Origin of the sequence: Bradyrhizobium betae, assembly GCF_050632175.1 — a bacterium.
In the GTDB taxonomy this organism is placed as follows: domain Bacteria; phylum Pseudomonadota; class Alphaproteobacteria; order Rhizobiales; family Xanthobacteraceae; genus Bradyrhizobium; species Bradyrhizobium betae_B.
The window spans coordinates 3277559-3290903 of sequence record NZ_CP192576.1 but is presented as its reverse complement, the minus strand read 5'-3'; the positions used below and the strand labels follow the sequence as shown (position 1 = coordinate 3290903).

11 protein-coding genes and 1 pseudogene are annotated in these 13345 nt (G+C 64.5%); 6 read left to right on the top strand and 6 right to left on the bottom strand.

From position 1 onward, the window contains the following. The first annotated feature begins 31 nt into the window (after positions 1–31). Entirely contained in the window at positions 32–832 is an 801-nt protein-coding gene (locus ACQ86E_RS15760) for an SDR family NAD(P)-dependent oxidoreductase (protein ID WP_431206152.1), read from the top strand. Positions 833–1004: 172 nt separating this feature from the next. On the opposite strand, the gene boxB is transcribed toward ACQ86E_RS15760, so the two are convergent. From boxB to ACQ86E_RS15735, 5 genes are all read right to left on the bottom strand, one after another. Then, positions 1005–2456, bottom strand: a complete 1452-nt coding sequence (boxB, locus tag ACQ86E_RS15755) for a benzoyl-CoA 2,3-epoxidase subunit BoxB (protein ID WP_431206151.1) — start codon at positions 2454–2456, stop codon at positions 1005–1007. A 14-nt stretch (positions 2457–2470) separates the two neighbouring features. Further along, on the bottom strand, positions 2471–4159 hold the full coding sequence (boxC, locus tag ACQ86E_RS15750; RefSeq protein WP_431206150.1) for a 2,3-epoxybenzoyl-CoA dihydrolase: 1689 nt from the start codon (positions 4157–4159) through the stop codon (positions 2471–2473). A 103-nt stretch (positions 4160–4262) separates the two neighbouring features. After that, positions 4263–4787, bottom strand: coding sequence for a DUF309 domain-containing protein (locus tag ACQ86E_RS15745; protein WP_431206149.1), 525 nt, complete (start codon positions 4785–4787; stop codon positions 4263–4265). An 18-nt stretch (positions 4788–4805) separates the two neighbouring features. Beyond that, a complete protein-coding gene (locus ACQ86E_RS15740; RefSeq protein ID WP_431206148.1) occupies positions 4806–5624 on the bottom strand; it encodes an alpha/beta fold hydrolase in 819 nt (272 codons plus the stop codon). 40 nt (positions 5625–5664) lie between these two features. Beyond that, positions 5665–7206: a benzoate-CoA ligase family protein gene (locus ACQ86E_RS15735; protein WP_431206147.1), complete on the bottom strand. Its 1542-nt coding sequence runs from the start codon at positions 7204–7206 to the stop codon at positions 5665–5667. 138 nt (positions 7207–7344) lie between these two features. Here ACQ86E_RS15735 and ACQ86E_RS15730 point away from each other — a divergent pair, with 138 nt between their 5' ends. The 3 genes from ACQ86E_RS15730 (at position 7345) to ACQ86E_RS15720 (ending at position 9440) form a co-directional block, all read left to right on the top strand. After that, the gene (locus ACQ86E_RS15730; protein ID WP_431206146.1) at positions 7345–8253 is read left to right on the top strand and encodes a helix-turn-helix transcriptional regulator; all 909 of its coding nucleotides are present in this window, start codon (positions 7345–7347) and stop codon (positions 8251–8253) included. A 3-nt stretch (positions 8254–8256) separates the two neighbouring features. Further along, positions 8257–8652: a group II truncated hemoglobin gene (locus ACQ86E_RS15725; protein WP_431206145.1), complete on the top strand. Its 396-nt coding sequence runs from the start codon at positions 8257–8259 to the stop codon at positions 8650–8652. Positions 8653–8759: 107 nt separating this feature from the next. Then, positions 8760–9440 (top strand): transglutaminase-like domain-containing protein, encoded by a 681-nt coding sequence (locus ACQ86E_RS15720; protein WP_431206144.1) that lies wholly within the window; start codon positions 8760–8762, stop codon positions 9438–9440. A gap of 34 nt (positions 9441–9474) precedes the next feature. Here the strand turns inward: ACQ86E_RS15720 and ACQ86E_RS15715 are convergent, their stop codons facing one another. Next, positions 9475–10260, bottom strand: coding sequence for an IclR family transcriptional regulator domain-containing protein (locus ACQ86E_RS15715; RefSeq protein WP_431206143.1), 786 nt, complete (start codon positions 10258–10260; stop codon positions 9475–9477). A gap of 112 nt (positions 10261–10372) precedes the next feature. Between ACQ86E_RS15715 and ACQ86E_RS15710 the strand changes: the two are divergent. Continuing rightward, a pseudogene (locus tag ACQ86E_RS15710) lies at positions 10373–11732 on the top strand (Rieske 2Fe-2S domain-containing protein). Positions 11733–11862: 130 nt separating this feature from the next. Continuing rightward, positions 11863–13299 (top strand): glutamine synthetase family protein, encoded by a 1437-nt coding sequence (locus tag ACQ86E_RS15705; RefSeq protein ID WP_431206142.1) that lies wholly within the window; start codon positions 11863–11865, stop codon positions 13297–13299. Positions 13300–13345 lie beyond the last annotated feature (46 nt).

The following is a 13345-nucleotide window of genomic DNA, read 5'->3' as shown; positions in this document are numbered from 1 at the left end:
GCTCAAAACGTCGCCAACCAAGGGAGGCACCATGTTCAACGATCTGTTCTCGCTCAAGGGCCGCGTCGCGCTGGTGACCGGCGGCTCGCGCGGCATCGGCAAGATGATTGCCGCGGGTTTTCTCAGCGCCGGCGCGGCCAAGGTCTACATCACCGCCCGCAAGGCGGGACCGTGCGAAGCGACGGCCAAGGAGCTCACCGCGCAATATGAAGGCGAATGCATCGCGTTGCCGATCGACATCTCGACCGTCGAAGGCTGTGACAAGCTCGCCGGAGAGATCACCAAGCTGGAGCCGAAGCTCGACATCCTCGTCAACAATGCGGGCGCGGCCTGGGGCGCGGAGTTCGACGAATTCCCCGAAAGCGGCTGGGACAAGGTGATGGACCTCAACGTCAAGTCGCTGTTCTTCCTGACCAAGGCGCTGGCGAAACCGCTGCGCGCGGCGGCCTCGCACGAGCGGCCCGCCAAGGTCATCAACATCGCCTCGGTCGACGGCATCTTCGTCAATCCGGGCGAGACCTATTCCTACGCCGCCAGCAAGGCCGCCGTGATCCATCTGACGCGGCGCATGGCAACGAAACTGATCAAGGACAACATCAATGTCACCGCGATCGCGCCGGGCGCGTTCAAGTCCGACATGAACCGGGCTGCACGCGACCACTCCGACGAAGTCGCAAAGCGCATTCCGTCGCGGCGCATCGGCTCCGACGAGGATATGGCCGGAATTGCGATCTATCTCGCCTCGCGTGCGGGTGATTACGTGGTCGGAAACACCATCGCGGTGGATGGCGGCGTGGTCTATGCCAATGCCGGGCTCGAGATCGCGGGGTAGGCAAACTCAGGAAGAAGCCGTGCCGTACACTCCGCTGTCATGCCCCGCGAAAGCGGGGCGTCCAGTACGCCGCGGCTTCTCGACTCCAGCACAACTGCGTGTGGAATACTGGATCACCCGCTTTCGCGGGTGATGACACCATTTGTATGGCGTGAGCGTTCGCTCCCGACGCCTACGTCTCGATCTTCACATACTCGAAATCGCCCGGCTTGTTGTCGATGCCCACCTTCGGCGGCGAGATCCAGGAGGCGTACTTGCCGGTCTCGGTGACGGGCTGCATCAGCGAGGTGATGAAGTCGCCGTCGGCGGTCGAGGGCAGCCACTCGTCCTTGCGCCTGGCCCAGGTGGCATCGTCGATCAAGAGACCATCCGGAGTCGCGTGGATGTCCTTGAACTCGCCGATATGGCGGTGGAAGGCGACGTTGGGCAGCTTGAGCTGGAAGTCGTAGCCCGCGGTCGAGATCACCTTGTTCCAGCGCAGCATGCCCTTGACGCAATCCTGGCTGTAATCGTCGCGCAGGCGCATGTTGAGCGCGGTGAGCGCCGGCTCGTCGACCAGCTTGATCAGGCCGTCGATGAACTTGAGCACCGGGTAGGTCGCGTTCTTGAGCTGGTGATCGTCGTCGATCTGGGTCTCGTGATAGCGGCCCTTGATGCCGGTGTTGAAGGCATTGGCCGCGTTGGTCGAGACCTCCGAGCCGAACAGGTCGAGCGACAGCGTGTAGTGCAGGTTGAGCTTCTTCTGGATGGTCGGAAGATCGATCACCCCGAGCGCGCGGACCTTTGCGATGTCGCTGGGATCGGTGATGCCGGCTTCGCGCATCGCATCGCAGGTGCGCTGCACGACGCGGGTGATGCCGGTCTCGCCGACGAACATGTGGTGCGCTTCCTCGGTCAGCATGAAGCGGCAGGTGCGCGACAGGGGATCGAAGCCCGACTGCGCGAGGCTGTGCAGCTGCATCTTGCCATCGCGGTCGGTGAAGTAAGTGAACATGAAGAAGGACAGCCAGTCCGGCGTCGCCTCGTTGAAGGCGCCCAGCATGCGCGGCGCGTCGGCATCGCCGGAGCGGCGGCGCAGCAGATCGTCGGCCTCTTCACGGCCGTCGCGGCCAAAGTACTTCTGCAGCAGGTAGACCATCGCCCAGAGATGACGGCCCTCCTCGACATTGACCTGGAACAGATTACGCATGTCGTAGAGCGAAGGCGCGGTCTTGCCGAGATGGCGCTGCTGCTCGACCGAGGCCGGCTCGGTGTCGCCCTGGATCACGATCAGGCGGCGCAGAAGTGCGCGATATTCGCCGGGGACTTCCTGCCAGGCCGGCTCGCCATAATGCTCGCCGAACGGCACGACGCGGTTTTCTTCCTGGGGCGCCAGCAGGATGCCCCAGCGATAGTCGGGCATGCGGACGTAATCGAACTTGGCCCATCCGCGCGGATCGACCGAATAGGCCGTGCGCAAATACACCAGCGACTCCTGAAAGCCTTCCGGCCCCATGTCGCTCCACCAGTCCATGTAGCCGGGATGCCAGCCTTCCAGCGCTTTGAGCACCTGGCGGTCTTCGGCGAGATTGACGTTGTTCGGAATCTTGGTCGAGTAGTCGACGTTCATGATGTTCATGTTCATGGCCGTGCTTCTCCCTAAACTCTTGTCATATCGAATTTCGGCTTCTGGCCGCTGCCGTAGCGACGCAGCGCGCCTTCCTCGCCGACGGCGTTCGGGCGCTGGAAGATCCAGTTCTGCCACGCGGTCAGGCGCGAGAAGATTTTCGATTCCATCGTCTCGGGGCCGACGAAGCGCAGGCTCGCTTCCATGCCGGTGAGACTGTCGGGCGAGAAGCTGGCGCGCTCCTCGAGGAACACGCGGACCTCGTCGTCCCAGTCGATGTCGTCGAGCGCGAAGGTCACGAGGCCGAGCTCTTCGGCCTGCTCGGCATCGAGTGTCGTGCCGAGCGTGGCCTCCGCCCGCTCCACGTCGGAAGGATCGGCCTGGAAGCGCGACTGCAGCCGCGTCAGGCCATGGCTCATCGGATACGGGCCGAAATTCATCGCCGAGAGCTCGATCGACGGCGGCGGCCGATTGTCGCCCTGGCGGGTGCCGATCAGCATGTAGGAGCGGTCGGCGGCGAAGACGAGCTCGGCGAGGGTGCCGGCAAAGCACGAACCCGGCTCGACCAGCGTCACCAGCGTGCGCGAGGTGACGTCGATGCGCTTGAGCACGCGCTTCCAGTAATGCCTGATCTCGTTGACCAGCCAGTGCGCCTTGTTGGCTTCGAGGAAGGCGTCGGACGCGAGCACATGGGCGCGGTCGCCATGGCTCTTGAACACCAGCATCGCGATCCCGGTCTCGTTGATGCGCAGATGCAGGATGGCGTCGTCGAGCTCCCGCGCCACTTGCAGCGGCCAGAACGACGCCCCCTGCGCCATCATGCCGTCGATGTCGGCGGGCGGCGCGGATTCAGGCGCCTTGATCGAGATGGTGGCGATGCGGGCCGTGCGGTCGATATCGACGGTGACGAAGCCGTAGCGGATGCTGGTCTGGTCGATCACGCGATGGAGCGGGGTGAGCGCGATGCCCTTGCCGCTGCCCTTGCGCTTCGAGGTGGCGGCGAACTCCGCGGCGCGCTCAGCGATTTTGGCTTCCAGCTTCGAATTCGGTGCGATCTCGTCGACGAGACGCCACTGCACGGCGCGCTTGCCCTTCACGCCCTCCTCGATGGTGCAGAAGAAATCGGCGTGGTCGCGGCGCACCTTGCGCTTGTCGACGACGCGGGTGAGGCCGCCGGTGCCCGGCAGCACCGCGAGCAGCGGCACTTCGGGCAGCGCGACGGCAGACGCGCCGTCGTCGGCGAGGATGATGTGGTCGGTCGCAAGCGCCAGCTCATAGCCGCCGCCGGCGGCCGAGCCGTTCACCACCGTGATGAAGCGCTGGCCCGAATTCTCCGAGGAGTCCTCCATGCCGTTGCGGGTCTCGTTGGTGAACTTGCAGAAATTGACCTTGTGGGCGTGGGTGGAGCCCGCGAGCATGCGGATGTTGGCGCCGGCGCAGAACACGCGGTTCTTGGCCGAACGCATCACCACGACCTTCACCTCGGGGTGCTCGAAGCGCAGGCGCTGGACCACGTCCGCGAGCTCGATGTCGACGCCGAGATCGTAGGAATTCAGCTTGAGCAGATAGCCTTCGAACAGGCCCCCGTTCTCGTCGACATCCATGGTCAGCGTCGCGACGTCACCGTCGACCGAGAGCTTCCAGTGCCGGTAACGGGACGGCTCGGTCTGGAAATCGATGAATGTCGCGCCGCCTGCGAGGCGCCGATCTTCCCCGGCCATGGGCCATCCCTATGCTGTCTTGGCTTTATCTTAGATGCACAATAATGCATCTTATCAGACGCGTCTAGTCCATTTCTGTCGCTACATGCACTTTGCTTCATGCTCAGGAGCGCACGATGGCGCTGATCGCGATCCAGTCGGCCTTGGAGAGCTGGGGACGGCCGAGCTTGGCCTGAAGCAGGGCCGTCAATGCCGGAATCGGGAAGCTCTCGACGAAGCCATCGCCCGCCGGCGCCGCCTTGCGCGAGGTGAGCGCCCGCAGCTCTGCCAGGGCATCGCCGAACAGGCGTGCGGCCGAGTGCGCCTTCTGCATCCGCAGCCGCAAATTCGCATTGGCGATCTGGATGCAGGCGCGGAGCAGGATGCGCTCGCGGCCGCCCTGCGGCGCCGCGGCCCACACCGCCTCCAGCACCTCCTGCGATTCCCAGAAATAGCCGCGGTCGTTCAGCGCGAGCCCGTAGCGCAGCGCCGGATGGCGCGCCGGCACGTAGCCGCGAAACGCCGGCGGCACCAGCGACTTGGCGAGGTCGAGTGTGACGTAATCGGCGTCGAGCCCGGCGGCATCGCCCGGCACATAGGCCCATTGCGGCCACGGCAAATGGCCGCTCGCCTGCGGCGGCACATTCATGGATGTGCCCCCGCAAGATCATGCGGCGCGTCCCTGGAGTCCCTGATCGTCGCGCAGGGCCGCTTTCGCAAATTGCTCAATAGCGTCAAGCGTCGCCCCCGGCGCTTCACGATGCGGGGAATGGCCCGCGTCTGAAATAATTTTCAAATCTACCGGACAGTAACACTCTTCCTGCGCAATTTCGACCTGCCGCAGTGTCCCATATTGGTCATCACCACCTTGCAGGATCAAAATGGGAACGCGGATGTAGGCCAGATATTCCGAGATGTCCCAGTCGCGGAATTTCGGATCGCGCCAGGCGCCGTTCCAGCCGTAGAAGGCGTTGTCGACGTCCTTGTGCCAGCGCCCGAGCCTGGCCTTGAGATCCGTGGTCTCGAAGCTGGTCTTGATCGCAGCGATGGACTGCACCGAAATGTCCTCGACGATGAAATGCGGTGCCATCAGCACGAGGCCCTGCAGCCGGTGATCCTGATGGGCTCCGGCATAGATCGTCGCGATCGAAGCGCCGTCGGAATGACCGAGCAACAGGCCGCGCTTGAAGCCGATGGCATCGAGAACCTTGGGCAGCACGTCCAGTGCCTCGCGCTGCATGTAGTCGAGCGGCCGCGGCAGGGTGACCGGGCTCGACTGGCCGTAGCCCGCGCGCGAATAGATGAAGATGCCGGCACCGGTGGCCTGTTGAAGCTTCTCGGGGAAGTCGCCCCATAGCCCGACGGAGCCGAGGCCTTCGTGCAGCATGACGATGGTGGGTGCGTCGGCTGATTGCGGCGCGAGCCATTTGTATTCGAGGCTGGCGTCGCCGATGCCGAGAAAACCGGTGGGGGTGAGGTTGGTCATGGTCTTGTTCCAGTTCGCTCCGTCCGCCGTACAGTCACGCTCAATTCGCGTCCTCGCGCAGCTTGAAGCGCTGGATCTTTCCCGTCGCCGTCTTCGGCAAGGACTCGACCACGTCGATCCAGCGCGGATATTTCCACGGCCCGATCTTCTGCTTGACGTGCTCCTTCAGCATCTCCTGCAGGCCCGCCGTCGTCGCGCCCGGGCGCAGGACGACGAAGGCCTTCGGTTTCAGCAATCCTTCCGGATCGGCTTCGGGCACGACGGCGGCTTCCAGCACGGCAGGATGGGTGATCAGCGCGCTCTCGACCTCGAACGGCGAGACCCAGATGCCGGAGACCTTGAACATGTCGTCGGCGCGGCCGCAGAAAGTGTACCGGCCATCAGTGTCGCGGACATATTTGTCGCCGGTGCGGGTCCACGGGCCTTCAAACGTGCGGCGACTCTTGTGGCGCTGGTTCCAGTAGCCCTCGCCGGCCGAGGGCGCATCGACCAGGAGCTCGCCGACCTCGCCGTCGGCGACGTCCTGGCCGGCCTCGTTGACGAGCCGCACCGCATAGCCCGGCACCGGCTTGCCTGATGACCCGTACCTGATGTCGCCGGGCGCGTTCGACAGGAAGATGTGCAGGAGCTCGGTCGAGCCGACGCCGTCGAGGATGTCGACGCCGAAGCGCGCCTTCCAGCTGTTGCCGACCGATTCCGGCAGCGCCTCGCCGGCCGAGGTGCAGATGCGCAAGGCGCCGCCGCCCCGCTCGGCCTTCATCGTCTCGTCGTTGAGCATCGCCGCAAACAACGTCGGCACGCCGTAGAAGATCGACGGGTTGTATCGGTTCATCAGGTCGAACATCCGCGCCGGCGTCGGACGCTCGCTGTTGAGGATCACGGTGGCGCCGACCGACATCGGAAAGGTCAGCGCATTGCCGAGGCCGTAGGCGAAGAACAGTTTTGCCGCGGAGAGACAGACGTCGGTCTCGCGGATGCCGAGCACCTGCCTGGCGTAGGTGTCAGCGGTCGCCTGCAGGTTCGAATGTATGTGGCGCACGCCCTTGGGCATGCCGGTCGAGCCCGACGAATACAGCCAGAACGCCGGCTCGTCCGGATGCGTCGCCGCGGTGGTGAAGTGGTCGCTCTCGCCGGCGAGCTCTTCAGCCAGCTGCTTGTGTCCGTTCTGCTTGGCGCCGGAGACCACGACATGCTCGAGATCGGGCATGCGGCCGACGACATCCTTGATGACGGGGTAGAGTGCTTCGGAGACGAACAGCACGCGGGCGCGGCAATCGGCGAGGATGTAGGCATATTGGTCCGCGGTCAGGAGCGTGTTGAGCGGCACCGGCACGATGCCGGCGCGGATCGCGCCCAGGAACAGCAGCGGGAAATCAACCGTATCCAGCATGATCATCGCCACGCGCTCTTCACGGCGGACGCCGAGACGGCGCAGCATGTTGGCAACGCGGCGCGTCTGTTGCTGCAGCTCTCCATAGGTGAGACGGGAGACGGTATCGTCGAAGACGAGCTTGCCTCCCCTGCCCTCCTCGACGTTGCGGTCGAGCAGCCAGGTCACCGCGTTGTAGGATCCCTCGCTCACGGACTTCTCCCCGATTTTTAGAATTATAATTCATAGAAAGACACTGCAGCGGCTTGCTGTCAATGTTAGCAGGCATTATGTTTCATTAAAATGCGCCGCAGGAGCTTTTTCAAAGACGGCATCCGTTAAAGAAGGCTCATGACCGACAGTCCCGACGCCGAATCCCGATTTCTCGAACAGCTCGGCCAGCGCGTGCGCACCATGCGCGCCCTGCGCGGCATGTCGCGAAAAGTACTCGCCAAGGTCTCCGGAATTTCGGAGCGCTACATCGCGCAGCTCGAGAGCGGCAAGGGCAACGTTTCCATCGTGCTGCTCCGCCGCGTCTCCGACGCGATGGGCGCGCATCTGGAAGATTTGCTTCCCTCGGCCGATCCGACGCCGGACTGGCAGATGTTTCGCGACCTCTTGCGCAAGGCGACGCCGGCGCAGATCGCGCAGGCCAAGGACCTGCTCGCCGGCGGCAGCGCGTCTGCGCCGCGCCGCGCGCCGTTCTGCGGCATCGCGCTGATCGGCCTGCGCGGCGCCGGCAAATCAACGCTCGGGAAGATTCTTGCGAAGAAGATCGGCTGGAGCTTCGTCGAGCTCAACAAGGAGGTCGAGCAGCAGAACGGCCTCTCCGTCGCGGAGATCATCGCGCTGTACGGCCAGGAAGGCTTTCGCCGCATGGAGCAGGCGGCGTTGCAGCAACTGCTCGCGCGCAACGAGCTGATGGTGCTGGCGACCGGCGGCGGCATCGTCTCCGAGCCTCTGACCTTCGACCAGATCCTGTCGTCGTTCTATACGATCTGGCTGAAGGCCGAGCCCGAGGAGCACATGGCCCGCGTGCGCCGCCAGGGCGACCTCCGCCCGATGGCGGACGACCGCTCGGCCATGGCGGAGTTGCGCAACATTTTGCTGAGCCGCGAGCCGCTGTACGCGCGCGCGACCGCGGTGGTGGACACGGCAGGGCTGAGCGTCGATGCGGCGGCCGCGCGGTTGATCGATGCGGTGCGGCCCGTATTGCAGAACGAGGCCCGCAGCTTCGGGCTGCGAAGCGTGGCGCTTTAGACGATGACTGACAGCGGCGTCACCATCTCCATGTTCGAGCGGATCGGCGGCAGCGCCGCGATCGACCTTCTGGTCGATCGCTTCTACGACCGGATGGAGACGCTGCCGGAGGCGAAGACCATCCGCGCCATGCATGCGGACGACCTCGGGCTGATCAGGGACGTGCTCAAGCGCTATCTCACCGAATGGACCGGCGGCCCGAAACTCTACACCCCCGAGAAAGGCCATCCGCGATTGCGGCAGCGGCACCTCGGCTTTGCCATTGGCGATGCCGAGCGTGATGCATGGTTGCTCTGCATGCGCGGTGCAATGGAGGAGACGGTAACAGACGGGGCTGCGCGACAAGACCTCGATCACGCGATATCGGGCCTCGCTGACTGGATGCGGAATCGCCAGTGACAGGGCCGCAGTGCCTCGACGCAAAATGAGGACGCTCCATCATGCGCAATGCGCCGTTGCGGCGCGCGATTTGAGTTCCGCCCAAATCACCTGTTAAGCTCGCGGACATGACCGACATTCTCCCCGACACCATCCGCCGCCTCTACACCGATCCCGGCGAATACATCGACAGCGATCATCCCGCCGTGCAGCAATTCGCCGAGACAGCGGTACGCGCGGATGCGGGCGCACGCGAGAAGGCGAGCGTGCTCTACACGGCGGTGCGCGACGGCATCCGCTACAATCCCTATGTCAGCATGCGCATCGCCGAGACCTTTCGCGCCTCGAGCGTGGTCGCCGCGGGCCAGGGCTATTGCGTCGGCAAGGCCGCCCTTTATGCCGCAGTCTGCCGCGTCCACGGTATTCCGGCTCGCGTCGGCTTCGCCGACGTGAAGAACCATCTCACCACCGAGAAGCTGCGGCAGAGCATGGGCACGGATATCTTCACCTGGCACGGCTTTACCGAGGTGCATGTCGACGGCGCGTGGCGCAAGGCGACGCCGACCTTCAACGACACGCTCTGCACCAAGGTCGGCGTGGCGCCGCTCGATTTCGACGGCCACACCGACGCGCTGCTGCATCCTTTCGACGGCGAAGGCCGCGCCTACATGCAATATGTCAATGACCGCGGCACCTATCACGACGTGCCGGCGAAGTTCTTGATGCGCGAGATGGCGCGGGACTACGCCAACATGCAGGGCGAGGATTTGTCGGGACGCGACATGGAGCACGAGGCGGAGGAGCAGTAGGACCTGCGCGGGCGCTTCCGGACGGGTCGTAAGCTTAGAGCAATTGCGAGCGCACGGATTCCGCGCCATCGCGCAGCAGGGGCAGGAAACGGTCGATCAATTCCTGCGCCGGCACGCGGTCGACATGGGCGCCCATGTTGATGGCTGCGACGATCACATTGTCGTAACGACGCACCGGAACCGAGATCGAGCGGAAATGCGGCTCGGCCTCGCGATCGACCAGCGAATAGTCCTGCGCGCGATCGGCGAGGATGCGCGCGAGCAACGCCTTGGGATCGGTGACCGTCTGCGGCGTCAATACTTCCCGCTTCATTGCCTTCAGCCGCGCGGCGAGATCGGCGTCGTCGAGCTGGCCGAGCATGGCGCGACCGACCGAGGTGCAGAAGGCTGGCAGCCGGTAGCCGATTTCGAGACCGCCGGAAAACATCCGCGCCGGACTGCTGCGGGCGACGAACACGACGTCATCGCCGTCGAGTACCGCCAGCGAGGAGATTTCGTTGGCCGCGATTGCGACACGATCGAGCAATGGTTGCAGGACAGTGACGAGCAGATTGGAGCGCAGATAGGACGCCGCGAGCGTCAGCACGTGCGGCGTCAGCGAGAACAGTTTTCCGTCACCGGAGACGAAGCCGCCGCGCTGGAGCGTGAACAGCATGCGCCGCGTGGTGGCGCGCGGCAGATCGGCGGCGCGGGCGAGATCGCTCAGCGTCATCGGACCCGTCGTCGCTCCAAAGCATTGAAGCAGACGCAGGCCACGATCGAGGCTCTCGACGAAATCCGTCGCGCGCTCGTCGGTCTCGGTTCGTTTCAGCTTGGGCATGGTCCTCCGAAGTCCTGCAAAATAATGCTTGCCGCCGATCCAAGGCATGTCATAATTCGCCCATTCGTTCAATAGGCGAACATTTGCCACTCCGCAGAGGGATGCACTTGCCATGATGAGTCAGGAGCAGAACGACCTGATCACCCGCACCGGGCCTAAGGATCCCTGCGGCAAGCTGATGCGAAGCTACTGGCAGCCGGCGGCGCTGGTTGACGAGCTGGAAGGCGACCGTCCGATCCGTCCCGTCAAATTGCTCGGCGAGAACCTGGTGCTGTTCCGCGACGAGCTAGGGCGCTACGGCCTGATCGACCGCCTCTGCGCCCATCGCGGCGCCGACCTCGCCTTCGGGCGAGCTCGAGCATGGCGGACTGCGCTGCGCCTTCCACGGATGGCTGTTCGACGCCACCGGCCAGTGCATCGAGACCCCGGCCGAGCCGAAAGATTCCAAGCTCTGCCAGAACATCCGCCAGCGGTCCTATCCCGTCGTGGAGAAGAGCGGCATCCTCTGGGCCTATCTCGGCGAGGGCGAACCGCCCGCATTCCCGGAGATCGACTGCTTCGTCGCGCCCGGCACCCACACTTTCGCGTTCAAGGGGCACATGGCCTGCAACTGGTTGCAGGCGCTGGAGGTCGGCATCGACCCAGCGCATGCGTCCTATCTGCACCGCTTCTTCGAGGACGAGGACACCTCCACGGCCTACGGCAAGCAGTTTCGCGGCGCCTCGGCGGGTTCCGACCTGCCGATGACGAAAATCCTGCGCGAATACGATCGCCCGATCATCAATGTCGAGCACACCGAATACGGCCTGCGGCTGATTGCGCTGCGCGAGATCGACGAGGAGCGCACTCATGTGCGCGTCACCAACCAGCTATTCCCGCACGCTTTCGTCATCCCCATGAGCACGGAGATGACGATCACGCAGTGGCACGTGCCGGTCGATGACGAGAACTGCTACTGGTACGCGATCTTCACCAGCTACGCGGCGCCGGTCGACAAGAAGAAGATGCGCGAGCAGCGGCTCGAACTGTACGAACTGCCCGACTACAAATCGCGCAAGAACAGCGGCAACGATTACGGCTTCGATCCGCACGAGCAGCAGACCGCGACCTATACCGGCATGGGCAACGACATCAACGTCCACGACCAGTGGGCGGTGGAATCGATGGGCGCGATCCAGGATCGCACCAAGGAGCATCTCGGCTCGAGCGACAAGGCGATCGTGCAATATCGCCGCCTGCTGCGGCAGGAAATCGAGAAGGTCGGCGGCGGCGAGAGGCCGATACTGTTTCTCGACGAGAACAGAGCACGCAGCATCCAGGGCCCGGCGACCATGGACGGCATCGGACCGACCCAGGGTTGGGAGCTCTACTGGATGGAGGTCGACGTCAAGCGCCGCCGCGGCGCCCCTTGGGCCGCACCGGTGCCGAAGGAAATCGCCGACAACGTGCACCGGCTGACGGCGGCGGAGTGACGTTCGTGCACCGACCCCGTAGGGTGGGCAAAGGCGCGAAGCGCCGTGCCCACCATGCTTCCATACGTAGGACAGACGTGGTGGGCACGCTTTGCTTTGCCCACCCTACGGCAGTTGAAGGAGTGGTGAAGTGAGTTTCGTCGCGCGTCATGCGCTGTGGTCGGATGAGCAGAAGGACGCCGCGGCGCGCATGCGGCGCGTCGTCGAGGAGAGGAATCTCGAGGTCATCCGCCTCGCCTTCCCCGACCAGCACGGCATTCTGCGCGGCAAGACCATCATCGCCGCCGAAGCCATGGCCTCGCTGGAGAGTGGCTGCTCCATCACCACCACCATGCTCGCCAAGGACACCTCGCACCGCACGGTATTCCCGGTGTTCACCGCTGGCGGCGGCTTCGGCATGAAGGAGATGGAGGGTGCGGCCGACGTGCTGATGGTCCCCGATCCCACCACCTTCCGCGTGCTGCCGTGGGCACCCACGACGGGTTGGGTGCTGTGCGACCTCTACTTCCAGGACGGCCGTCCTGTGCCGTTCGCGGCGCGCGGGCTCTATCGCAAGGTGCTCGACGAGCTCGGCAGCCGCGGCCACGACTTCATCGCCGGGCTCGAAGTCGAATTCCACATCTTCAAGCTCGACGATCCGCACATGCGGCCCGAGGACGCCGGCCAGCCCGGCACGCCGCCCTCGGTGAGCCTGCTCAGCCACGGCTACCAATATCTCACCGAGCAGCGCTTCGATCAGATGGAGCCGGTGCTGGAGATCCTGCGTCGCGACATCGTCGCGCTCGGGCTGCCCTTGCGCTCGGTCGAGGTCGAATTCGGGCCGAGCCAGTGCGAATTCACCTTCGCGCCGAAGAAGGGCCTGGAGCCCGCCGACAACATGGTGCTGTTTCGGAGCGCCGTGAAGCAGATCGCGCGCCGCCACGGCTATCACGCCACGTTCATGTGCCGGCCGAAGCTGCCGAATGTGTTCGCGAGCGGCTGGCATCTGCATCAGTCCATCGTCTCGCGCGCCACCGGTGAGAACCAATTCATGGCGAAGGACGGCGGCGAGCCGCTCAGCGCGTTTGGCCGCGCCTGGCTCGCCGGCCTGCTCGACCACGCCCGCGCATCCACATTGTTCACCACGCCGACCATCAACGGCTACAAGCGCTACCGCTCCTATTCGCTGGCGCCGGACCGCGCGATCTGGGGACGCGACAATCGCGGCGTGATGATCCGCGTGCTCGGCGGCGCTGGCGATGCCGCCACGCGCCTCGAGAACCGCATCGGCGAGCCCGCCGCCAATCCCTATTTGTACATGGCCTCGCAGATTCTCTCGGGCCTCGACGGCGTTGACCGCAAGCTCGACCCCGGCCCGTCGGCCGATACGCCCTACGAGACCAAGGCGCCGCTATTGCCAAAGTCGCTGCGCGATGCGGTCTCCGCGCTGAAGGACGATCCGTTCTTCCGCGAGAAGCTCGGCGCGGAGTTCGTCGATTACTACACTCACATCAAGAACGCCGAGATCGACCGCTTTCTGTCCGAGGTGACGGACTGGGAGCACCGGGAGTATTTCGAGGTGTTTTGAAGGCCTCCCTTCATCCGCCGTCATTGCGAGGAGCGAAGCGACGAAG